Source organism: Polaromonas sp. P1_E11, from assembly GCF_056405995.1.
This window is the reverse complement of sequence record NZ_JBFUBA010000003.1, coordinates 133,266-154,629: the sequence shown is the minus strand read 5'-3', so window position 1 is coordinate 154,629 and position 21,364 is coordinate 133,266. Positions and strand designations below refer to the sequence as shown.

Sequence of the window (21,364 nt, the reverse complement as noted above, 5' to 3'; positions counted from 1 at the left end):
ACCTACTTCGAGTTCTTCATGCCCCACACCTTCCTCTGGCACGACTACGAAACCTTCGGCATCAACCCGCGCCGTGACCGGCCCGCGCAGTTTGCCGGCATTCGCACCGACGCAGAGCTCAATGAAATCGGCGAGCCGCTGATGATTTATTGCAAGCCGGCCAACGACTACCTGCCCAATCCAGAGTCCTGCCTGCTCACCGGCATCACGCCCCAGTTGTGCCTGGAGCGCGGCGTGCCCGAGCACGAATTCGCCGCGCAGATCGAAGCCGTGCTGGCCGAGCCCGGCACGATCGGCGTGGGCTACAACACCATCCGCTTCGACGACGAAGTCACGCGCTACCTGTTCTGGCGCAACCTCATTGACCCGTATGCGCGCGAATGGCAAAACGACTGCGGCCGCTGGGATTTACTCGATGTCGTGCGCATGGCCTATGCGCTGCGGCCCGAGGGCATCGCCTGGCCGCTCAAGCCCGATGAACGCAGGCCGGACGACGCCGGCGCCGTTCGCCCCAGCTTCAAGCTCGAAGACCTGGCGCGCGCCAACGGCCTCATGCACGAGTCGGCGCACGATGCCCTGTCTGACGTGCGCGCCACCATCGCGCTGGCCCGCCTGATCCGCAAGGCGCAACCCAAGCTCTTTGACTTTTGCCTGGGCCTGCACAAAAAAGACCGCGTGGCCGCAGAGCTGGGCCTGCCGACCAGCCCGCAAACGGCTCAGCCGTTTTTGCACGTCTCGGGCATGTTCCCGCCAGAGCGCGGCTGCCTGGCCGTCATGTGGCCGCTGGCAACGCATCCGACGAACAAGAACGAGCTGCTGGCCTGGGACTTGTCGCAAGACCCGAGTGAGTTGCCTTTGCTCGATGTTGCCACGCTGCGGCAACGCCTCTTCAGCAAATCGGCCGAGCTGCCCGAAGGTGTGCTGCGCCTGCCCATCAAATCGGTTCACCTGAACAAGTCACCCATGGTCGTGCGCAAGCTCGCCACGCTGTCGCCGGAGATGGCGGCCAAATGGAATGTAGACATCCCCGCAGCGCTGGCCAACGCCGAAAAAGCCGCCGGCCTGCCCGACATGAGCGCCATCTGGCCCGAAGTCTTCCAGCGGCCCAAAGAACCCACGCCGGACGTCGATGAAGATCTGTACGGCGGTTTCATCAACAACACCGACAGGCGCCGCCTGAACCAGCTGCGCGCCTTGTCCCCGGCCGAGCTGGCCCATGCCCGCATCGGCTTTGACGACGAACGCTTGGGGGAGCTGGTGTTTCGCTACCGGGCGCGTAACTTTGCCGAAACCCTGTCGCCTGAAGACGCGGAACGCTGGGAAGCGCACCGTGTCGCACGCCTGCTGGAGGGTGAGGGCGGGGCGCGGAACGTGGATGCGCTGTTTGCCGAGATTGATGTGTTGGCGGAGACGGCGGATGAGAAGGGGCAGGCGGTGCTTGAAGCTCTTTATGAATTTGCGGAGATGATTGCGCCGGAGATGTCGTAGATGGCTTTTTGCGCGCCGTTCTTGCTCTGGTCTGTGTGTGCTCTTCTGAGGGCTGCTGGCCGGGGGTAGCCCGGCAGCTACTCACTTTTCTTTTGCTTCGCCAAAAGAAAAGTAAGCAAAAGAAAAGGCGACCCTGCTGTCTGCGACCCCTTCGCTTCGCTACGGGGCAACCTGCGGTGCTCGGTTCAGGCGGGGTCTCGCTCGAACTCGCTTCGCTCAGACAATCGCGATCCCTGATCCGCCTGAACCTGCGCTCCTCGGCGCAGACAGAAGGGGCTATCGGGTGCAGGGACCGAAGACAAATACCAACTCCAATACCGACAAGGACACGCCATGGCGTGTCCTTGTTTCTTCAGGTATTCGGGGTTTTGTCTTTGGCCCTTCCCCCAACCCCTTGTGTATGCGCCGAGGAGCGCAGGGCCAGACGGATCAGGGCAAAAACTTGTTTGAGCCGAAGGCGAGTTGTTTTTGACCCCGGCTGGACCGAGCACCGCAGGTTGCCCGTAGCGCAGCGAAGGGACGCAGGAACCAGGGTCGCCTTTCTTTTGCTTACTTTTCTTTGGCGAAGCAAAGAAAAGTGAGTTGCATGCCGGGCAACCCCCGGCCAACCGCCCTCAGCAAAAGACCGCGCCCATCAAACCAACAACAACTCAAAAAGAAAACTGCTATCAATTCAATAGCTGCTAGCGCTCGTCCCCATTAACCGCAACGCCTGTTTTCCTAAAAAAACTCAAGCCGCAGCCCGCTCCACCAAAGGCGAATAAGCGTTACCAAACCGGTTGGCCAAAAAATCCCCCAACGCAATATCCTCCTGCCGCACAAACCCCTTCGCAGGCAACCGCCCGTTAGCCAGCAAATCCAGCACCGTGCAAATACCGGCCGCCGTGGTGATCTGGATTGCGCTGCGCAGCACGCCGCCGACCACGTGGCTGTAAACCTTGTGGGCGTAGGTCTCCTGCATCAGCCGGCCTTCGCGCTGGCCGCTCACGGTGACGAACACGATGACCACATCCTGCATCGTCGTGGGCAGCGCGTTTTCCAGGATGTCTTTCAGAACGCCGCGGCGGTCGCGCAGGCGCAGGTCGTTGAGCAGCGCCTTCATGATCGCCGCGTGGCCGGGGTAGCGGATGGTCTTGTAGTTGAGGTTGGTGACCTTGCCCTGCAGCGTCTCGCACAGGGTGCCCAGGCCGCCAGAAGTATTGAAGGCCTCGTACGTCACACCGTCGAGCGAAAACTCTTCATGCTCGGCCAGCGGCGGCACCTGGCGCAGCACGCCTTCCACAATGGCTTCGCAGGGTTCGCAATACTCGTTGATGACGCCGTCGGTGCTCCAGGTCAGGTTGTAGTTCAGCGCGTTCGACGGGTACTGGGGCAGGGCGCCCACGCGCATGCGCACGCTGTGCAGGCTGTCAAACCGCCGGCACAGGTCGGCCGCCACGATGGACACAAAGCCCGGTGCCAGGCCGCACTGAGGGATCAGTGCCGAGCGCGCGGTACCGGCCAGTTCACGCACGCGCCGCGTGCTGGCCACGTCTTCGGTCAGGTCCAGGTAATGCACGCCGGCCGCCACGGCGGCCTCGGCAATCGATGTGGTGAGGTGGAACGGCGCTGCACTGAGCACCGCAAACTGCCCCTCAAGCGCCGCGCGCAGGGCAACGGGATCGGTGACGTCCAGCACTTTCACTTGAACTCCGCCGCTGGCCTTGATGCCTGCCAATGCCGCCTGCGATGCGTCCACCACCGTGACGGCATAGTCCTGGCTGGCGCCCAGCAGGGCGGCAATGGTTGAGCCGATTTTGCCGGCGCCTACGACCATGATCTTTTTCATATCAGCTCCTTTTATGGCCACTCCAAAGCGAGGGGCGTTGATTGATTGTGGAGTGCAGTACCGGCGGTTGGTAGTATCAATTTATACAAATAGAAGCCATAATTTAGACAAATAGAAGGTTTCTTCCATCTATTTGACTATTCATCTCCACAACAGGGTGCAACCCACCCAAACGCATGAACCTTGACGCCATAGACCAGCTACTGCTCAGCGAATTGCGAGAAAACGCCCGTTGCCCGGTGGCCTTGCTCGCCCGCAAGGTGAACCTGTCGCGCACGGCGGTGCAGGCCCGCATAGAGCGGCTGGAGCGTGACAAGGTCATTACCGGTTACGGCGTGCGCACCGGCGATGCTTACGAGCAGTCGCAGGTGGCCGCCCACGTGATGCTCACCGTCGGCCCCAAGCTGTCGGGCCCGGTCGAGGCGGCGCTGCGCAAGATCCCCGAAGTCCGCTCGCTGCTCTCCGTCAGCGGTACCTTCGACATGATCGCCATCGTGCAGGCCGGCTCGATCGAGCGGCTGGATGCACTGATCGACGGCATTGGCTTGCTCGATGGGGTCGAGCGCACCAATACCTCGGTGGTGCTGTCTACGCGCATTCGGCGCTGAGAACCCCTGGCGCTGGGCCAGAAAGGCGTGATTAGATCAATCCTGCCTTGACACTAAAACCAACGATCATGATCAGCATCGCCAGCACCATCCATCCCGCCCAGAAGGACCGACGAGCCTTCCTTTTTTGCACTGCCTTGAGTCGTTCCGTATCGGCCAGAGACTGGTTGATCTGCCCGAAAACAAGCGCAGCCTTTTCGTGAATATCTTCAAATTTCTCCGCCGCCTTGAGCATGTCGTCTTTGATGGCGGGGTCGGTCGCTTGTGTCGCGCGGGTACGCAGTGTCTGCGCAGCTTTGGCAAAACCGTCTGATTGCTCAATAGGAGGCATTGGTGAGAACCTGGTGGATGGGATGTTGAAATAGGTGAAGCCGGGCAACCCGTTCCGGCTTAAGTTTGTATTTGGCAGTCAGGGCCGTCCGGTCTCAGCCTCCTGAAGTCGGCAGGTAGCGACAGTTTAGAAGCAGCGAAGGCGCTGTTTGCCATGCGAGCAAGATGAAAAAGCTCAATTCGTCGCTTATGGGCAGAACAGTGATGCTGTCTGCCGCGTCTAATCGCTATAAATTTCATAGCTGCTTGCGTACGCTGGTATTTGGCTGCAGGGACTTTTACCTCTAAAAGTAGTGTTTTGGGGCTCGAAAAAAGGCCGCTCGACGGCCAAAAACACGTGAAAAACGGCCTTTCAAACCGATTTCAAGCATCAAATCGGCTTCCCGCCCAATCAGAATCTGCGCGAGCAGCTATTGATTTGATAGCAAATACAGACTCAAACAGTACCCGCCTGCCAAGGCGCACGCTTGCCCATCACGTCTTCGTACAGCGCGCTGGCTTCAAAGCGCGCTAGCCACGCTTGCAACCCAGGCCAGGGTTGTTCGGCAAACCAGGCCGCATCGGTATGTGCAAACTGGCGCACAAACGGCAGCAACGCCATGTCGGCCAGGCTGGCGTGCGTGCCGAAGAGCCAGCCGCCGGCCAGCAGCGTTTCCAGCCGGCCCAGCCAGCTTGCGCATGCGGCCCGATGTTCGTGGGCAAAGCTCGCGTTGTCGCCTGCGGCTTCTTCGGGGTAGCGATTAGGGTATTTGTAGCGGTCCAGGCTGCGCTTGAAGGCGCCGTCGTTGCCGGCAACCAGCGCGAGCATGTCATCGATGGAACCCTGCAGTGATGTGAGCCAGCCCTCGGGGTCGTTGCGCCGCAGCGCCCACAGCATCACGTCCAGGCTTTCATCAATGACTTCGCCACCGGGAAGCACCAGCACGGGCACCGTGCCTTTGGGTGAAGCGGCCAGCATTTGCACGGGCTTGTTCTTCAACACGACTTCACGCAGCTCATAGGGCTCGCCGCTCACGGCCAGCGCCAGCCGGGCGCGCATGGCATATGGGCAGCGGCGAAAGGAATAGAGGACGGGCAGGGCGCTGTTCATGGCCTGAAACACCAGGTGCATCAAGTGCCGGATTGCCGCACGCCGATGTGCGCCGCATTGCGTGCTTCGGCCAGCTCGACCTGGCGCTGGCGCTCGCGGTAGCCGGCTTTCTGTTCTTCCGTCGTCTTTGCATGGCAGTGCGCGCAGCTCACGCCCAGCTCGTACAGCGGCGACTGGCGGTCTTCTTCGCTCAGCGGGTCGCGGCACGAGCGGCATAGCGTGAAGGCGCCGGGCTTGAGGCCGTGGCCGACGGACACACGCTCATCAAACACAAAACATTCGCCTTCCCAGGTGCTTTGCGCCTCGGGCACGGTTTCCAGGTACTTGAGGATGCCGCCTTCGAGGTGGTAGACCTCCTCGAAGCCTCTGGAGCGCAGCAGCGCGGTGGATTTCTCGCAGCGAATGCCCCCGGTGCAGAACATGGCCACCTTCGGCTTTTTGCCGTCATGCGCCGCCAGCTTGCCGCCTTCAGCCATTTCGCGCTCCACCCAGCCGGGCAGCTCTGAAAAGCTGCTGGTGTGCGGGTTCACGGCCCCATGGAAGGTGCCGATCGACACCTCGTAGTCGTTGCGTGTATCGACCAGCACCACGCCCGGCTCGTTGATCAATTGGTTCCACTCCTGCGGCTTGACGTATTCGCCCGCCATCAGCGCAGGGTGTACTTCCGGCACACCCATGGTGACGATCTCGCGCTTGAGGCGCACCTTCATCCGGTAGAACGGCATCGATTCAGCCCAGGCCTCCTTGTGCTCCAGCTTCGCCAGGCGCGGGTCACTGCGCAGGTACGCCAGCACGGCGCGCACGCCTTCTTCAGGCCCGGCAATCGTGCCGTTGATGCCTTCTGCCGCAAGCAGCAGCGTGCCCTTGACACCATGGGCTTCGCATTGCGCCAGCAGCGGCGCCTGCTGCTCGGCGAAATCGGGCAGCTCAACGAACTGGTAAAGGGCGGCGGTCAGGAATTCGGGCATGAGGCAAAAGAGGTGAAACCGATGGAGGTGTCAAGCGGCTGAAGTACAGGCAGTGATTCAACGGGATGCCACGCAAATCCATCAACTTGCTGGGCACCTCCATTTTCGAAGAAATTTCAGCCACGTGGCCTTATCGCCCCACGTTACCGTGCCTTCCTTCGCCAAATTGCGCTTGAAGTTGATGCGAATCAAATCCCGGTTGTGGGCTTGATCCTCGCGAACATCAAGCTCGGCCCTGCGGCTTCACCCAGTTGGGGCCGGGCTTCCCAATTCTCCAGACGCGCTTCAAGCTTGAGCCCTGCTTTCACGAGGACGCGTTCCGAAGCGGTGTTCTCCGGGTGGCATGTGGCCCAGATCCGGTAAATCTCGGGCCGTCTAATGGCCCAGTCGATGACGGGCTCAATAGCCTCTGTCGCAAAGCCGTGGCCCCAGAAGCGCTCGCAAAAGATGTAGCCGAAATCCATTTGCGGTGGATTGACCCGTACCTCGACGACGCCCACGAACTCTCCCGATTGTTTCGACACAACGGCCCAGGGGTAAGCGGACTCGTCTTTCCAGCATCGAACGCATCGCTCGGTGAAAGCTACCGCTTCATCAAACGCCGCATGACGTGAAAAATTCATGAAACGGGTTGCGACCTCACTGCTGGAATATCCGAGAAAAATGGCTTCTGCGTCGGCAAGTGTGATGGGCCTCAGCGCGACGCGCGGAGTGTCCAGGAATTCAGGAGGTTGTGGTTTTGCCATTGGCAGTTTTGCGAAGGAATGCAGATGCGAAGCCGGAAAACACAAAAAGACCCTAAATGGTGCGTACACGCGCTGAAATGACGCAGATAACGCGCCGAAATGGCACAAGCGCTCTCAGCCTCGATCGTAGCGGCTCGGGTTTTAGCATTTTGTAACCCCGATTTTGTGACGGAAAGCGCCGAATTCAATGTTTTATGGCCATGCTGGTAGACATTTTGTTGCAATGCAGCAAAATGACCGTGTACTTATTGATCTGGCGCAAATCCCTTCCTGGAAATCAACGTAGACGCAGACCTCGAACCGACCCCCGATGGCCCCACCACTTTTTGTCAAACCATGTCCAGAAGCATAAGCAGTCTTTGGCTTAAAAGCATGCGCCGCATGGGCAAAGCCCAGCAGGCGCAAGGCTTGCGGCTGTTTGAAAGCCTGCTGCCCAAGGTCACACCGGCGTTGCCTGCCACCACAACGCCGCGCCGGCGCAGGCCCGGGGTCAAGCTGCTGAAACCGGTGGTTGCCCGGCCCGCAAAAAAAGCCCGCCGGCCCACGGCTGCACAGGCCCGCGCTGCCGCCGGTTTGCCCGGCACCTGGCGCAAGGCCTGGTTTACCTTGCCCGGGGACGGCTTGCTGACGGATTCCCGGCGCATGCTGTATTGGCTGTATCTTCCCGCCGCGGCTACGGCCGCTACGGCCATTACTGCCGGGGTTCCCGATGCCCCTGCGGCACCGCGCCCACTGGTGGTCATGCTGCACGGCTGCCAGCAGACGGCGGCGGACTTTGCAGCGGGCAGCCGCATGAACGAACTGGCCGAGCGCAAGGGTTTTGCGGTGCTGTACCCCCAGCAATCCAGTGCGGCCGACGCCCACCGCTGCTGGCACTGGTACAAGCGGGCCACACAAAACGGGGAGGGCGATGTGGGCGTGATCGCCGCCATGATTTCGCAGGTGCAGCAAAAGCACGGGCTAGACGCTTCACGAACTTACGTGGCGGGGCTGTCGGCCGGCGCCGCGCTGGCGGCCATCGTGGCACTGCGCCACCCGGAGCTGATCGCGGCCGTGGGCATGCATTCCGCACCTGTGTTCGGCACCACCCATTCGCCCTTCAGCGCCTATCGGGCCATGCAACACGGCTCGGGCTCGTCTTACGATGCGGTGGCGCGCTTGTTTGCCAGCGACCAGCCGGAGTTCCCGGGCATGCCGGCCATCCTGATCCATGGCGACAACGATGCCGTGGTGCGGCGGGTGAACGCCGAGCAACTGGCCGAGCAGTTCGAAATCATCAACAACCCGGTCATTACCCAAAATGCGGCCCGCCTCGAGCCGGTGGTTCGCCGTTACCCCGAGCGCCGCAGCGGCAGGCGGCCACGCCATGCCTACCAGACGACGACCTGGTACGCCGGCCGCAAGCCGCAGCTGGTGAAATGCGACGTAGACGCCCTGGGCCACGCCTGGAGCGGCGGAGACGCCAGCATGGAATACAGCGAGCCCGAAGGCCCCGACGCCACGCTGATGATGTGGACGTTTTTTACCTACCACCGCCGCAATGCCGCACCGGCTGCGGCAGAGCCTGGTGCGGCGAAGTAGCTGAGCCTGATTCGCTATCAAATCAATAGCTTCTTGCGCCTGTCCACTGCGGTCTGCAGCCTGTTTTTACTTAAATCCGTCAGCGCGGCAGCAGCCCCGCCACAAAACCGTCTACTGCATCGGTATACCCGCCGGGCAGGCCCAGCGTGGTGTTGACCTGCTCATGCGTCAGGTCTTGCGGCAGCACGCTGGCCCGCGCGCCTTTGGCCGTCACCTTCGCAGCAAAGTCACGCGACTGTGCGCAGGGGTCATCCGCCCGTTGTGTCGAGCAGACCAGCAGCATGGGCGTGGCGTCAGCGGCCAGCACGCTGCTGGGCGACACAGTACGCCAATAGGCCGGGTCAGCGCCAAATACACGGTCGTAAAACCGCATGTGGCGCGCTTTCATGATGCGCTCAAGGTCCAGCGCGGCGCTGTCAAGCGCCACAGTGCCTAGCCACGGCCTGGCGCCTGACGCGTAGGCCAGTGCCGGCGAAGCGCCCAGCAGCGCCACCAGGTGTGCGCCCGCCGAATGCCCCATCAGAATGACCTTGGCTGAATCGCCGCCCCACGAGGCCGCCATGGCTTGTGTTTTGGCCAAGGCGCTGGCCACATCGCGCGCCTGCACCAGCGGGTCAACCTGCGGCGACAGGCGATAGCCCACCGACACCAGGATGTAGCCCTTCTGCTTGACCCACCAGGCCACCTTGTTGTCCGTCACGTTGGCCATCGCCTTGTTGCCCACCATCCAGGCGCCGCCGTGCACCATGACGATGACCGGCGCGTTGGCTGCCGGCTGCTGCGGCAGGTAGGCATCCATGCGCTGGCGCGGGTCTGTGCCGTAGGCGATGTCGGGGATTTGCCGCACCCCGGCCGGCACGGTGGACCTGGCGGTTTTTCGCGCCAGGCGGCCATTGTCCTGCTGGGCAGGTGCCGGCCCGGCATAGAGAACCGCGGTGAGCACGAGCGCAAGCATCTGCCAGGCCGGCCAGTGCGTGGGGAGGCGAGGGGCAAGGGACATGTCATGGCTCCAGTGGTGTTGTAGCGGGCAGGCCGGACAGCATATCCGGCCCGCCTCTGACCTTGTGCGTCAACGATGGGTCAGGCATTCGGGCGGCGCGATGCGCAGTCGTCAACCGGCCGGTTTGCGCGAGCCTTTTTTCGACGCCACAAAGGTCTCGATGTCGGCCAGCGAGATGGTGCCCGCATGGCCGGCGTCGATGGCGTCAAAGTTTTTGTACACCTTGGGCATTTTTGCCTGCGCTTCTTCGCGGGTCAGCTTGCCGTCCTTGTTGGTATCGGCCGCCTCAAAGCGCTTTTGCAGTTCGGTACGGGCTTTTTCCAGGCGGGCGGCGTTGGGTGCCTGTGCATGGGCCGCGGTGCCCAGCACGAGAAAGCCCATGAGGCCCATGATTGAAAGTGTGCGGGGTTTGAATGAGAGGGTCATGAGAGCGCTCCAAAAAATGAAAGTGAAGGTTGAAGTTTTGAAAACCGGATTTGATGAAAAGCTCAGGTCTGCTTAGCGCGAAGGGCAGCTCATCGCCGCGCCGGCAGCGTCATAGCAGGTCGTGCTGCGGGTGACGCCGGTGGCCTGGTTGTAGGAGGCCGTGCTTTGCACGCTGTTGCCGGTGGCAGCGCTGGTGGCTGTGGTGTTGCGGCTGGCGTTGACGGCGCCGTCGGCCGTTTTGCTGCTGCTGCCGCTGCTTTGCACGCTGCCTTTGGCGCCGGTGGCGGCGAACTCTCCGCTGCGTTGTGCCGAGCCGTCCGCGCTGCGGCTGGCCTGGCCGGTGCGCACGGCGGTGGCGCCGTTGGGGCCTGTGGTGGAGGCGCTGCCCACGGTACTGGCATTGCCTTGCCCGTCGGCGGTGGTGCCGCGGTTGCGCACCCGTGTGCCGCCTTGCGGGCCCTGGCGGGTGACCGCCCTGGTGGCGGTAGCGCCGCCATCGGCACTGGTCCGCACCACGTGGCGGCTGGCCGCTTCGGCGGGGGTGGCCAATCCTGCGGCCAGCAGGGCACATGTCAGGGCTGTGGACAGGGCGGTGGCAGAGAGCGTGGTTTTCATGGCGAACTCCTTGAAGGTTGACGTTGAACGGTGAGAGGTCTTGAGGTTTCGGCCGCATTGCAGCGCCGTGATGCCACTGTGGCCGCCAGATGTGAGCCAGGCATGGCTGCAAGCGGCCTCTTGATGACAAGGCATGAACAAATCCCGGCTTTGTCATCGTTTGTCATGATTTGCCGGACGGGTGGCCAGGCGCGGGCCGCTACCATGGGGCATCTTTCTTGCGGCGGGGTGTTTTCTGATGGTTGTTTCCAGCGCACTTTTGCAAACAGGCCTTTCACGATGAGCGAGCCGCTAGCCCGGGTCCTGGTGGTCGATGACGAGGCCGACCTGCGCAGCCTGCTGCAGCGCTACCTGAGCGACCAGGGTTACGCCGTGCGCACACTCGAAGACGCCAAAAACCTGGACACCCTGCTGGCGCGCGAGCGCTTTGACGTGCTGGTGCTTGATGTGATGATGCCGGGCGAAGATGGCCTGGCGGTGTGCCGCCGCCTGCGCGCGCAGGGTGAAACCATTCCCATCGTCATGCTGACTGCCCGCGGCGACCCGGTGGACCGCATCGTCGGGCTGGAAATGGGCGCTGACGATTACCTGCCCAAGCCTTTCAACCCACGCGAGCTGCTGGCCCGCATCCAGGCGCTGGTGCGTCGGCAGCGCATGCTGGGCGCGCACAGCGGCCCGCTGCCCGGCCAGGGCACGGTGCAGTTTGGCGCCTTCACCCTGAAGCTGGAAGCACGCCGGCTCGAAAAGAACGGCGAAGACGTGCCGCTCACCACCGGTGAATTCAGCCTGCTGCAGGCGCTGGCCCTGCACCCCAACCGGCCGCTGGGCCGCGACAGGCTGATCGAGCTGGCCTATGGCCGCGACCACGAAGCCACTGACCGCAGCATCGACGTGCAGGTCATGCGCCTGCGCAAGCTGGTGGAGTCAGATCCTTCCCAGCCGGCGCACATCCAGACGGTGTGGGGCGTGGGTTATGTGTTTGTGCCGGAAGGCGGTGCGGCAAAAAACGCCAAGGCGGGCAAGCCGTGAGGCCATTTCCATGAAGCTGTTTCCGCGCAGCCTGTTCGGCCGCAATGTGCTGCTGATCGTGGTGCTCATCGTGGTCGGCCAGCTGGCCAGTGCGCTGCTGGTGCGCCAGCTGATCATCAAACCGCGGCTGGCGCAGCTCTCGGTGGCGGTGGCGCGCAATGTCAGCTCCATCCGTGCCGGCCTGGCCGCCATGCCGCCCGCGCAGCGCGAGGCTTTTGTCGCGCAGTTCAACCGCCGGGCCATGCAGGGCATTGCCGATGACGACGAGGTTGACGGCCGCGGCGAACGCCGGCTGCTGAGCCGGCTTGAGCGGCGCTTCGTCAATGAAGCCTCGCGCGGCATTGCGCTGGAAGGCGAGGGCTCCGAAATCATCTGGCGCCGCGAAGCCGGCGGCAGCCTGGCGGTGCGGCTGCGCCTGGACGGTGCCGACCATTGGGTCAACTTGCCCGGTGTGCTGCCGGCGCGTGAATTCACCGGCGCCTGGGTCGTGACATCGCTCGCCAGTGCCTTGCTGGCCTTGCTGGGCGCGCTGCTGATTCACCGTTACCTGAACCAGCCCCTGCGCCGCGTGATGGCTTCGGCGCACACCCTGGCGGGCGGCACCAGCCCGCAGCCGCTGCCCGAAGACGGCCCCACGGAAATCGCCGACCTGAGCCGCAGCTTCAACCAGATGGTGCGCTGCCTGGCCCAGGCCGACGACGAGCGCACGCTGATGCTGGCCGGGGTGTCGCACGACCTGCGCACACCGCTGACCAAGCTGCGCCTGGGCATCGAGATCCTGCGCGACAAAGGTGACAAAGGTGATAAAGGCGACGACGAGCTGATGGCCCGAATGACGCGTGGCGTGGAAGAAATGGACGCCATCATCAGCCAGTTCCTGGACTTTGCCCGCAGCACCGAAAGCGAAGCGCCGGCGCCGGTGGCGCTGGACGTGCTGGCGGCTGAGGTGGCGGCCGCCTCGGCCGGCCACGGCATGCCAGTGGCACTGCAGGCCGGCAACCCGCCGCCCGTACCTTTGCGCCCGCGTGCGATGCGCCGCGTGCTCACCAATCTGGTTGAAAACGCCTGGCGCCATGGGCTCCCGCCGGTCACGATGGCCACCGGTACGCAGGGCGATTCGGTCTGGATAGCGGTGACGGATCACGGCGCCGGCATTGACGCCGCGCAGGCCGAGGCCTTGAAGCAACCGTTTCGCCGCGCTGAAAGCACCCGCACCGGCCCGCCCGGCGCCGGGCTGGGCCTGGCCATCGTGGACCGCATCGTGCGCGCGCATGGCGGCAAGTTTGAGCTGCTGCCTGCCGACGGCGGGGGCCTCTGCGCCCGGATCACGCTGCCGCGGGCCTGAAAACACCCCAAAAAAAGGCCTCGAAAGGCCTTTTTTGAGCATCAAAACGGGCTGCAGGCCAATAGAGACGAGCGCAAGCAGCTATTGATTTGATAGCGAATGCTGCGGCTTCAGCCGAACTGCACCAGGTTGAGAATGGGCAGCGGGCCGCCGGGAAACTGCGCCAGGCGTCCACCCACGGCCAAAGCGCCGAGGTCGATTCCCGAGAACCCGAGCTGGCTGATCAGCGCTGCGACGGTTGCCTTTGCCTTGGCGTCGTCGCCCGAGAAAAACAGCACGCGTTTGCCGCCCTGGTCGGCGGGGTCGGTGGCCAGCAACTGGGCGACCAGGTGGTTAAAGGCCTTCACCACGCGCGCGCCGGGCACCAGCTCGGCAAACACTTCGCTGGAGGCGCGGCCGTTCAACTCAACGGGCCGGAGAGGAGGGCCTTCGACCGCGTTGTTGGCGTCAATGACGACACGGCCGCCAAAGTTGGGCAAACCGGCCAGCGCTTCAGGCAGGCGGCCCCAGTTGACGGCCACCAGCACGATGTCTTTTGTGGCGGCTTCCTTGACGGTGCCGGCGTGGATGGTGGGGCCGAGTTCGCGCACGATGTCTTTGAGCGAGTCCGGGCCGCGGCTGTTGGACAGCGTGGCATGGATGCCCTGGCGGGCCAGGGTTTTGGCAAATGCCGTGCCGATGGCGCCGGCGCCGATGATCCCGATGCTGGGGGTGCTGGATGGGGTTGAGGGGGTAGACATAAATTCACTCCTTGGTTGTTGATGGGTGAATGATGGGTTTTTAATTACCTTTTGATAAGCCGGTAATTGATTGAATTATTTTCAATCATTACTTTAAGATGGTGAAATGGAAACCCTGGCCAACCTCGAATCGTTTATTCGCAGCGCCGAAGGCCGCAGCTTTTCAGAGGCGGCACGGCGCCTGGCGCTGACGCCGGCTGCCGTGAGCCGCAATGTGGCCATGCTGGAGCGAAACCTGGGCGTGCGGCTGTTTCAGCGCTCGACCCGCAAACTCACGTTGACCGAGGCCGGTGAACGCTTCCTGGTCTCGATCGGCGGCAACCTCGACGCGCTGCAGTCCGCCATCGCGGCCATCTCCAGCGACAGCGGCACTCCCGCGGGCCCGCTCAAGGTCAGCATGTCGCCCACCTTCGGCACCGAGTACATCGTGCCTTTGCTGCCGGGTTTTCTGGCCCGCTATCCCCTGGTTCGCCCCGACTGGCACTTTGAGAACCGGCCGGTTGACCTGATCGCCGAAGGGTATGACGCGGCCATTGGCGGCAGCTTTGAGCTGTCTCCGGGCGTGGTGTCGCGCGCCTTGGCCCCGATTCACCTGGTCGCTGTGGCGTCACCCGCCTATATGGCCGCCCATCAAGCCCCAGCCGACCCTGCGGGCCTGGCGGCGCTCAACGGCATCGCCCTGCGCTCCAGCGCAACGGGCCGGGTTCGCCAGTGGGTGATGCGTGATGGGGCGGGTGTGGAAGTTCCGGCAAGCCTCATAGAGTCGGTGGTCGTGAACGACCCGACGGCCATGCGCGCCGCAGCGTTGCTGGGCCTGGGTGTGGCGTTGCTGGGCGTGCCCGACGTACTGCCCGCGCTGGAACGTGGTGAACTCGTCAGGGTGCTGCCGCAGTGGTATGTCGATGCCGGCGCGATCTCGATTTACTACGCCACGCGCAGCCAGATGCCTGCCAAGACGCGGGTGTTTATCGATTTTGTGGTCGAGGCCTTCGAGCGCGACCAGCTGGCCCGGCGCTTTGCCGGCGGCCCTGTGTAGACCGCGAACAGGTTCCCAAGAGGCCCGGTCGCCTGCAGGGGCGGCAGACTTCACCCACAATTCCTTTTTACGTTTCCGTATCTGCATCTCTTCGAAGGCAAAGACCCCCATGACCCAATCCCTCAAAGTCGCAGTGATGGGCGCTGGCGCCGTTGGTTGTTATTACGGCGGCATGCTGGCCCGAGCGGGACTTGACGTAACGCTGATCGCCCGGCCCCGGCATGCTGACGCCATCCAGAGCGACGGCCTGCACATGGAAACCCGCACTTTCGACGAGCATGTGCGCCTGGCCGCCAGCAGCGAACCCACCGCCGTGCAGGGTGCTGACCTGGTGCTGTTCTGCGTGAAATCCACGGACACCGAAGCTGCCGGTGCGCTGATCCGGCCGCACCTGGCGCCGGATGCGCTAGTGCTCTGCCTGCAAAACGGCGTAGACAATGCCGACCGCCTGCGCATTGTGTTGCCGCAGCACGCAGTGGCGGCCGCCGTGGTGTACGTGGCCACCGAAATGGCCGGCCCCGGCCACGTCAGGCACCATGGCCGCGGTGAGCTGGTGATTGAGCCGGCCAGCCAGAGCGAGGCGGTTGCGCAGGCCTTCACAGCGGCTGGTGTGCCAGTTGAAATCTCCAGCAATGTGCGCGGCGCGCTGTGGGCCAAGCTCATCCTCAACTGCGCCTACAACGCCGTCTCAGCCATCGCGCAGCTGCCGTACGGCAAAACCGTGGAAGGCGAGGGCGTGAAAGACGTCATGCGCGACGTGGTGGCCGAATGCCTGGCCGTGGCAGAGGCCGAAGGCGTGCAGGTGCAGGGCGACATGCATCTGGCCGTGGACAAACTGGCCGGCAGCATGCCCAACCAGTTGTCATCTACCGCACAAGACCTGGCGCGCGGCAAACCCACCGAAATCGACTACCTCAACGGGCTGGTCGTCAGGCGCGGTGAAGCCCTGGGTGTGGCCACGCCCGCCAACCGGGTGCTTTGGGCCCTGGTGAAGTTGATGGAAGGCAAGAAGCCATAGGGCCAGGGCAGAACACCATTCATCGCCACCGAAAGAAACATGGTCGAACTAACAGTTCTTGTCGAATTTGTAGCGCTGCAGCGCAGGCTGGTTGCCAGCCTTCTGTCGCTCTATCCTGAAATCACCAGGAACGAGTTGCTATTGGGGACTCCGTTCAAGGTGGAACTTTGCATGGATGCGCAGATGTGGGATGTATCAAGACATGGCGTAGGCGTGATGTTCAGGCGCCGGGATCCAAAGCCGAACCTCGTGGTGGACGTACACGTCGAAATCCAGAATCCCAACCGCCTTGATGCCTGGCGTCTGCAGCAGTTTGTTGAATCGAAGGGGGCGGTACTGGAATTTCCGAAGCGGAAGCGGTGCTGCGCAGTGGGGTCGGGGCAGGTATTTTGGTTGTATCGGAGGATGGAGGCTATCAACCAATAGGGGGATCTATGGAAAATGGTTCACCAGTTTTGGTGTCATGACCTAAGAAGGGCCACGATGCCTGAGACCGGAATCGAACCGGCAAGGGCACAACGACTAGAGGGGCCGATCCAAGTCTTCGGTCTCGAGCACCCGCCTGGCGCCGTATCAAGGGAAGGGTGCGGTTGGCACCAATATCAGCCTCTTGACATGGCGATGCACAAATTTGGGGCGGCGCAATCGCCTCCGCAGTGCCTTCAAGGGCCTGCAAGGCCGGATTCGCGGTGTTTTGTTAGCGGCACGGTATGTGCTTGCATCCCTCGGGTCAGGCTAACGAAGGCCTGCGCAGGGTGCAGCGAGTCTCGCGGTGCCCAATCGATCTGAATGGATAACGTCGTCCACTTCGGTCTTCATCTTTTTGAAGATCTCGAAGTGGATTTTTTTTTGCAAAAACAGGATTTAGAGGGATCGTATGGCTTATCTAGTGCCTTCGGAATTTGTGACCAAGATGGTGGATGCGGGTGAATCCAAAATCTTCATGTCCACCCGCGACACCGTTATCCGGGCCTACATGGCCGGCGCCATCCTGGCGCTGGCGGCCTGGTTCGCTGTCACCATCAACGTGCAAACCGGCCAGCCCCTGCTGGGCGCCGTGCTGTTTCCGGTGGGTTTTGTCATGTTGTACCTGTTCGGCTTCGACTTGCTGACCGGCGTGTTCGTGCTGTGCCCGCTGGCGCTGATCGACAAGCGTCCCGGTGTCACGGTCAAGGGCGTGCTGCGCAACTGGGGCCTGGTGTTCACCGGCAACTTTCTGGGCGCCTTCACGGTGGCCGTGATGATGGCGATCTATGTCACGAACGGCTTTTCGACCGAGCCCAGCGCCGTGGGCAAGGCCATCGGCGTTGTGGGCGAGAACCGCACGCTGGGCTACCAGAAGTACGGCGCCAACGGCATGCTCACATTGTTCGTACGCGGCATGCTGTGCAACTGGATGGTGTCGGCCGGCGTGGTCGGTGCGATGATCTCCACCCAGGTCAGCGGCAAGGTGATCGCGATGTGGATGCCCATCATGCTGTTCTTCTACATGGTCTTCGAGCACTCGATCGTGAACATGTTCCTGTTCCCATCCGGCCTGCTGCTGGGCGCGCACTTCACCATCATGGACTACCTGATCTGGAACGAAATCCCGACCGTGCTGGGCAACCTGGTGGGCGGCCTGGCCTTCACCGGCTTGACGCTGTATGCCACGCACATTAAAACCGGACCGACACGTTCCTTTAAATAATCTGCTTCCAAAACAAAAGCTCCCGCGCATGCAAGATGCAAAGATGCGCGGGGGCTTTGCCGGTACCCCACATGTCCAGTGAACTGAAGATATCGGCAGGTCAGTATTCGGACAAGGGCCGCAAGGAAACCAACCAGGATTTCCACGGCATCTATGTACCGAAAGAGCCGCAGCTGAGCGCCAAAGGCATTGCCATTGCATTGGCCGACGGCATCAGCAGCAGCGCCGTCAGCGATGTGGCCAGCCAGTACGCCGTCACCGGTTTCCTCGAAGACTATTACTGCACCTCGGAAGCCTGGTCGGTCAAGACGTCGGCTGAGCGGATTTTGAGCGCCACCAATTCCTGGCTGCATGCGCAAACGCAGAAAAGTCAGTACCGCTACGACAAAGACAAAGGCTATGTGTGCACCCTGAGCGCCATGGTCATCAAGTCGACCACCGCGCATATTTTTCATGTCGGTGATTCACGCATTTACCGCCTGCGCGGCAAGACGCTGGAGCAACTGACCAACGATCATCGCGTGTGGATTTCCCAGGGTCAAAGCTACCTCGGCCGCGCGCTGGGCTTCAAGCCGCAGCTGGAGATCGACTACCAGACCCAGCAGGTGGAACAGGGCGATATTTTTTTGCTGGTCACCGACGGCGTGTACGAACACGTCAGCGAATACGACATGGCCGGCCTCATCCACATCTGCGCCGACGAGCCTGGCGGGCTGGATATGGCCGCCAAATCCATCGTTGAAAAAGCCCTGGAGCGAGGAAGCGGCGACAACCTCACGGCGCAAATTGTTCGCGTTGATGAGCTGCCCAACGGGCAGGCCGGCGAGCTGCTCCAGCAGCTGTCGGGCTTGCCGCTTCCGCCCATTCTTGAGGCCAGGACGCAGTTTGACGGCTACACCATCATCCGCGAAGTACACGGCAGCAGCCGCAGCCACATCTACCTGGCCACAGACAACGAAACGGGCGAGCTTGTCATCCTTAAAACACCGTCGATAGATTTGGGTGGCGACCCGGCCTACCTTGAAAGGTTTTTGACGGAAGAGTGGATCGCCCGGCGCATCAACAGCGCGCATGTGCTGAAGCCTTATGTGCCGACCCGCAAGCGTCATTACGTGTACGTGGCCACCGAATACATCGACGGGCAAACACTGAGCCAGTGGATGATTGACAACCCCCGGCCCGGGCTGGAAGCCGTGCGCGGGCTGGTGGAGCAAATCGCCAAAGGCCTGCGCGCGTTTCACCGGCTGGAGATGTTGCACCAGGACCTGCGGCCCGAGAACGTCATGATCGACAAGACCGGCACGGCCAAAATCATTGACTTTGGTTCAACCCGCGTGGCCAGCCTCATGGAAGCAGACGCGCCCGGCGGGCACAACGACATCCTGGGCACAGCCCAGTATTCGGCGCCGGAGTATTTTGTGGGCGAGGGTGGTACCACGCGCTCAGACCTTTTCTCGCTCGGCGTCATCACCTACCAGATGCTGACGGGCAAGCTGCCCTACGGCGCCGAAGTGGCCAAATGCCGGACCCGGGCCGCACAAAGCAAGCTGCGCTATGACTCCGTGCTGTACGAAGACCGTGACATACCGGCCTGGATAGACGGCGTGCTCCGCAAGGCCGTTCACCCCGATCCCGCCAAGCGCTATGGTGAGCTGTCGGAGTTTTTATACGACCTGCGCCACCCCAACCAGTCATTCCTGGACAAGACCCGGCCGGCTTTGCTGGAGCGCAACCCGGTGGCGTTCTGGCGGGGTGTTTCCCTGATCCTGGCGGTGGTCGTTGTGGTGCTGGTGGCGCTGAAGTCGGCCGGTGGATAGGCCTGCAACTTGCCCTTGTCTCAGACCTGCCCAGCTGTCGCTTGCGCCAGCAGCCAGGTGCGAAATACCTTGAGGGCTTCGAGGCCCGCTGATTCCTCGGGATACACCAGGTAGTAGCCGCGCGTAGACACCCATTGTTTCTTTGAAAGCTGGCGCAAGCGGCCCGTCGCGACCGCATCCTTGGCCATGAAATCAGGCAGCAGCACGGCGCCCAGGCCTACCACTGCGGCGTTCAGGGCCATCGACATCAACTCGTAGCGCGGCCCCTCTTGCCCGGTACCGATTTCCAGTCCGGCGTGGTTGAACCACTTTTGCCAGGCGTCCAGTACCGTGGTGTGGTGCACCAGGGCAGACAGGGGCGTGCGGGAGGTCAGTGACTTTCCGTTTTTGGCAATCCATGCCGGTGCGGCGTACGGGGCCATGGCCAGGGGCAACACAAAGTCGTTGTGCAGGCCCGGCCGCTTCCCGTCGCCAAATTCAAGCGAGGCATCTACCGGCATGCTCTTAAAGTCCACCGAGCCCACGCGGGTGGCAAAGTTGAGGGTAATTTCGCTGTACGCGCGGGTGAAGTCCGGCAGACGCGGAATCAACCAGTAGCTGCCCAGCGATGCGCCTACCGACAGCGTCAGCGAACCCCCGCGCCCTTTGAGTGCCATCACATTCGCCGTGGCGCGCTCAAGGCGCTGGAGAATGGCGCTGACTTCGTCCAGGTAATAGCGCCCGGCCTCCGTCAGGACCACCGCGTCCCGGCGCCGCACAAACAGCTTGAGATCAAGGCGGCTTTCAAGCGCCATGATCTGGCGGCTGACTGCGCCTTGTGTCAGGTGAAGCTCTTGCGCCGCTGCGGTAAAAGACCGCAGCCGCGCGCTGGCTTCAAGGCACAGCAGGGACATCGTGGAAGGGGCGCGAAGCATCATGGTGCATGAGAAAAAGACATGGAAGACGGACAAATTGTCGTTTGTAGCCTAAGGTTTGTCCACGCATCATTCAGTTTTCTCATTGATCAACCCTAAAGGTGGCCTTCATGACTGAATTTCAAGCAAGCCGGCGAACACTCCTCAAGCTGGGTGCCGCTGCGATGGCCGCGTCGCCCCTGCTGGCACGCGCCGCCTGGCCCGACCGGCCCATCCGGTTGATCGTGCCGTCTTCCGCGGGCGGTTCGCCGGACAACATATGCCGCATCCTGACGGCCGAGCTGATGAAGTCGCTGGGCCAGCCATTTGTGATTGACAACAAGCCGGGCGCAAGCGGCAACATCGGCACGCAGGAGATCGTTCGCGCCGCGCCGGACGGCTACACGCTGGGCTACGGCAACGTGGGCACGCTGGCAATCAACAAGGCCCTTTTCGCCAAGCTCCCTTATGACCCCGACAAGCAGCTGATACCGGTGGCGTTGCTCGGTTATGTGCAAAACGCGCTGGTTGTCCGGAACGACCTTGGCGTGAAGAGCGTGGCCGAATTGATCGCGCTGGCCAAATCCAGGCCCGGCAAGCTCAGCATGGCTTCATCAGGAAACGGAACCACGGGGCACCTGGGTGGCGAGCTGTTCAAGAGCATGACCGGCACCTTCATGACCCACGTGCCCTATCGCGGCAGCCCGCAGGCGATCCAGGACCTGATGGGCGGGCAGGTTGACCTGATGTTCGACAACCTGTCGTCCATCGCGCCGCACATCAAGAGCGGCCGCGTCAAGGCCCTGGGCGTTTCGGGCCGGGCGCGCAGCCTGCAACTGCCCGATGTGCCCACCATCGGGGAGTTCGTCAAAGGCTACGAAACGACGGCCTGGGGCGGCATTGTGGCGCCGGCCGGCACGCCGCGGGACATCGTGATGCGGCTCAACAGCGAAATCAACAAGGTGCTGGGGAATGCCGCCGTCAATGAACGCTATGCCGCCATTTCCTTTGAAACCACTATGGGCCCGCCCGACCGCCTGTTTGACCGCGCCATGCGCGAGACACGCATGTGGGCGGAGGTCGTCAAGCGCGCCGGCGTTCAGCTGGATTGAGCGC

21 protein-coding genes are annotated in these 21,364 nt (G+C 62.4%); 11 read left to right on the top strand and 10 right to left on the bottom strand.

What is annotated here, in order from left to right; translation table 11 throughout:
- Nucleotides 1–18 precede the first annotated feature (18 nt).
- Complete coding sequence (gene sbcB, locus AC1D11_RS14495) at nucleotides 19–1,488, top strand: exodeoxyribonuclease I (protein WP_477650047.1); 1,470 nt, start codon at nucleotides 19–21, stop codon at nucleotides 1,486–1,488.
- A gap of 730 nt (nucleotides 1,489–2,218) precedes the next feature.
- Here sbcB and AC1D11_RS14490 read toward each other — a convergent pair.
- The gene (locus AC1D11_RS14490) at nucleotides 2,219–3,316 is read right to left on the bottom strand and encodes a saccharopine dehydrogenase family protein (RefSeq protein WP_477650867.1); all 1,098 of its coding nucleotides are present in this window, start codon (nucleotides 3,314–3,316) and stop codon (nucleotides 2,219–2,221) included.
- Nucleotides 3,317–3,492: 176 nt separating this feature from the next.
- Between AC1D11_RS14490 and AC1D11_RS14485 the strand changes: the two genes are divergently transcribed.
- Nucleotides 3,493–3,924, top strand: coding sequence for an Lrp/AsnC family transcriptional regulator (locus AC1D11_RS14485; protein WP_477650128.1), 432 nt, complete (start codon nucleotides 3,493–3,495; stop codon nucleotides 3,922–3,924).
- 31 nt (nucleotides 3,925–3,955) lie between these two features.
- Here the strand turns inward: AC1D11_RS14485 and AC1D11_RS14480 are convergent, their stop codons facing one another.
- The 4 genes from AC1D11_RS14480 to AC1D11_RS14465 all read right to left on the bottom strand — a co-directional run bounded on the left by AC1D11_RS14480 (nucleotide 3,956) and on the right by AC1D11_RS14465 (nucleotide 7,058).
- The gene (locus AC1D11_RS14480; protein ID WP_477650127.1) at nucleotides 3,956–4,255 is read right to left on the bottom strand and encodes a hypothetical protein; all 300 of its coding nucleotides are present in this window, start codon (nucleotides 4,253–4,255) and stop codon (nucleotides 3,956–3,958) included.
- 435 nt (nucleotides 4,256–4,690) lie between these two features.
- Nucleotides 4,691–5,344 carry a glutathione S-transferase gene (locus AC1D11_RS14475; protein WP_477650126.1) on the bottom strand — a complete coding sequence of 218 codons (654 nt, stop codon included), beginning with the start codon at nucleotides 5,342–5,344 and terminating at the stop codon, nucleotides 4,691–4,693.
- A gap of 20 nt (nucleotides 5,345–5,364) precedes the next feature.
- Nucleotides 5,365–6,312, bottom strand: a complete 948-nt coding sequence (gene trhO / locus AC1D11_RS14470) for an oxygen-dependent tRNA uridine(34) hydroxylase TrhO (protein ID WP_477650125.1) — start codon at nucleotides 6,310–6,312, stop codon at nucleotides 5,365–5,367.
- A gap of 188 nt (nucleotides 6,313–6,500) precedes the next feature.
- Nucleotides 6,501–7,058, bottom strand: coding sequence for a GNAT family N-acetyltransferase (locus AC1D11_RS14465; protein ID WP_477650866.1), 558 nt, complete (start codon nucleotides 7,056–7,058; stop codon nucleotides 6,501–6,503).
- Between the two features lie 381 nt (nucleotides 7,059–7,439).
- Here AC1D11_RS14465 and AC1D11_RS14460 point away from each other — a divergent pair, with 381 nt between their 5' ends.
- The gene (locus AC1D11_RS14460; protein ID WP_477650123.1) at nucleotides 7,440–8,639 is read left to right on the top strand and encodes an extracellular catalytic domain type 1 short-chain-length polyhydroxyalkanoate depolymerase; all 1,200 of its coding nucleotides are present in this window, start codon (nucleotides 7,440–7,442) and stop codon (nucleotides 8,637–8,639) included.
- Nucleotides 8,640–8,718: 79 nt separating this feature from the next.
- Here the strand turns inward: AC1D11_RS14460 and AC1D11_RS14455 are convergent, their stop codons facing one another.
- The 3 genes from AC1D11_RS14455 to AC1D11_RS14445 form a co-directional block, all read right to left on the bottom strand.
- Complete coding sequence (locus tag AC1D11_RS14455) at nucleotides 8,719–9,639, bottom strand: alpha/beta hydrolase (protein ID WP_477650122.1); 921 nt, start codon at nucleotides 9,637–9,639, stop codon at nucleotides 8,719–8,721.
- 111 nt (nucleotides 9,640–9,750) lie between these two features.
- Nucleotides 9,751–10,065 (bottom strand): EF-hand domain-containing protein, encoded by a 315-nt coding sequence (locus AC1D11_RS14450; protein WP_477650865.1) that lies wholly within the window; start codon nucleotides 10,063–10,065, stop codon nucleotides 9,751–9,753.
- A gap of 72 nt (nucleotides 10,066–10,137) precedes the next feature.
- Nucleotides 10,138–10,680 carry a hypothetical protein gene (locus tag AC1D11_RS14445; protein WP_477649981.1) on the bottom strand — a complete coding sequence of 181 codons (543 nt, stop codon included), beginning with the start codon at nucleotides 10,678–10,680 and terminating at the stop codon, nucleotides 10,138–10,140.
- Nucleotides 10,681–10,959: 279 nt separating this feature from the next.
- On the opposite strand from AC1D11_RS14445, the gene ompR reads away from it, so the two are divergent.
- Both ompR and AC1D11_RS14435 read left to right on the top strand, forming a co-directional pair.
- The gene (gene ompR / locus AC1D11_RS14440) at nucleotides 10,960–11,709 is read left to right on the top strand and encodes an osmolarity response regulator transcription factor OmpR (protein ID WP_477649980.1); all 750 of its coding nucleotides are present in this window, start codon (nucleotides 10,960–10,962) and stop codon (nucleotides 11,707–11,709) included.
- Nucleotides 11,710–11,719: 10 nt separating this feature from the next.
- Complete coding sequence (locus AC1D11_RS14435; RefSeq protein ID WP_477649979.1) at nucleotides 11,720–13,054, top strand: ATP-binding protein; 1,335 nt, start codon at nucleotides 11,720–11,722, stop codon at nucleotides 13,052–13,054.
- A 110-nt stretch (nucleotides 13,055–13,164) separates the two neighbouring features.
- On the opposite strand, the gene AC1D11_RS14430 is transcribed toward AC1D11_RS14435, so the two are convergent.
- The gene (locus AC1D11_RS14430; protein ID WP_477650864.1) at nucleotides 13,165–13,794 is read right to left on the bottom strand and encodes an NADPH-dependent F420 reductase; all 630 of its coding nucleotides are present in this window, start codon (nucleotides 13,792–13,794) and stop codon (nucleotides 13,165–13,167) included.
- A 106-nt stretch (nucleotides 13,795–13,900) separates the two neighbouring features.
- Between AC1D11_RS14430 and AC1D11_RS14425 the strand changes: the two genes are divergently transcribed.
- The 5 genes from AC1D11_RS14425 to AC1D11_RS14405 all read left to right on the top strand — a co-directional run bounded on the left by AC1D11_RS14425 (nucleotide 13,901) and on the right by AC1D11_RS14405 (nucleotide 19,355).
- The gene (locus AC1D11_RS14425) at nucleotides 13,901–14,830 is read left to right on the top strand and encodes a LysR family transcriptional regulator (RefSeq protein WP_477649977.1); all 930 of its coding nucleotides are present in this window, start codon (nucleotides 13,901–13,903) and stop codon (nucleotides 14,828–14,830) included.
- A 109-nt stretch (nucleotides 14,831–14,939) separates the two neighbouring features.
- On the top strand, nucleotides 14,940–15,848 hold the full coding sequence (locus AC1D11_RS14420; protein WP_477650863.1) for a ketopantoate reductase family protein: 909 nt from the start codon (nucleotides 14,940–14,942) through the stop codon (nucleotides 15,846–15,848).
- A 39-nt stretch (nucleotides 15,849–15,887) separates the two neighbouring features.
- Complete coding sequence (locus AC1D11_RS14415) at nucleotides 15,888–16,274, top strand: DUF6896 domain-containing protein (RefSeq protein ID WP_477649975.1); 387 nt, start codon at nucleotides 15,888–15,890, stop codon at nucleotides 16,272–16,274.
- Between the two features lie 451 nt (nucleotides 16,275–16,725).
- Complete coding sequence (locus AC1D11_RS14410) at nucleotides 16,726–17,538, top strand: formate/nitrite transporter family protein (RefSeq protein WP_477649974.1); 813 nt, start codon at nucleotides 16,726–16,728, stop codon at nucleotides 17,536–17,538.
- A gap of 71 nt (nucleotides 17,539–17,609) precedes the next feature.
- The gene (locus AC1D11_RS14405; RefSeq protein ID WP_477649973.1) at nucleotides 17,610–19,355 is read left to right on the top strand and encodes a bifunctional protein-serine/threonine kinase/phosphatase; all 1,746 of its coding nucleotides are present in this window, start codon (nucleotides 17,610–17,612) and stop codon (nucleotides 19,353–19,355) included.
- A 20-nt stretch (nucleotides 19,356–19,375) separates the two neighbouring features.
- Here AC1D11_RS14405 and AC1D11_RS14400 read toward each other — a convergent pair whose 3' ends face one another.
- The gene (locus AC1D11_RS14400) at nucleotides 19,376–20,272 is read right to left on the bottom strand and encodes a LysR substrate-binding domain-containing protein (RefSeq protein ID WP_477649972.1); all 897 of its coding nucleotides are present in this window, start codon (nucleotides 20,270–20,272) and stop codon (nucleotides 19,376–19,378) included.
- Nucleotides 20,273–20,379: 107 nt separating this feature from the next.
- Between AC1D11_RS14400 and AC1D11_RS14395 the strand changes: the two genes are divergently transcribed.
- Complete coding sequence (locus AC1D11_RS14395) at nucleotides 20,380–21,360, top strand: Bug family tripartite tricarboxylate transporter substrate binding protein (RefSeq protein ID WP_477649971.1); 981 nt, start codon at nucleotides 20,380–20,382, stop codon at nucleotides 21,358–21,360.
- Nucleotides 21,361–21,364 lie beyond the last annotated feature (4 nt).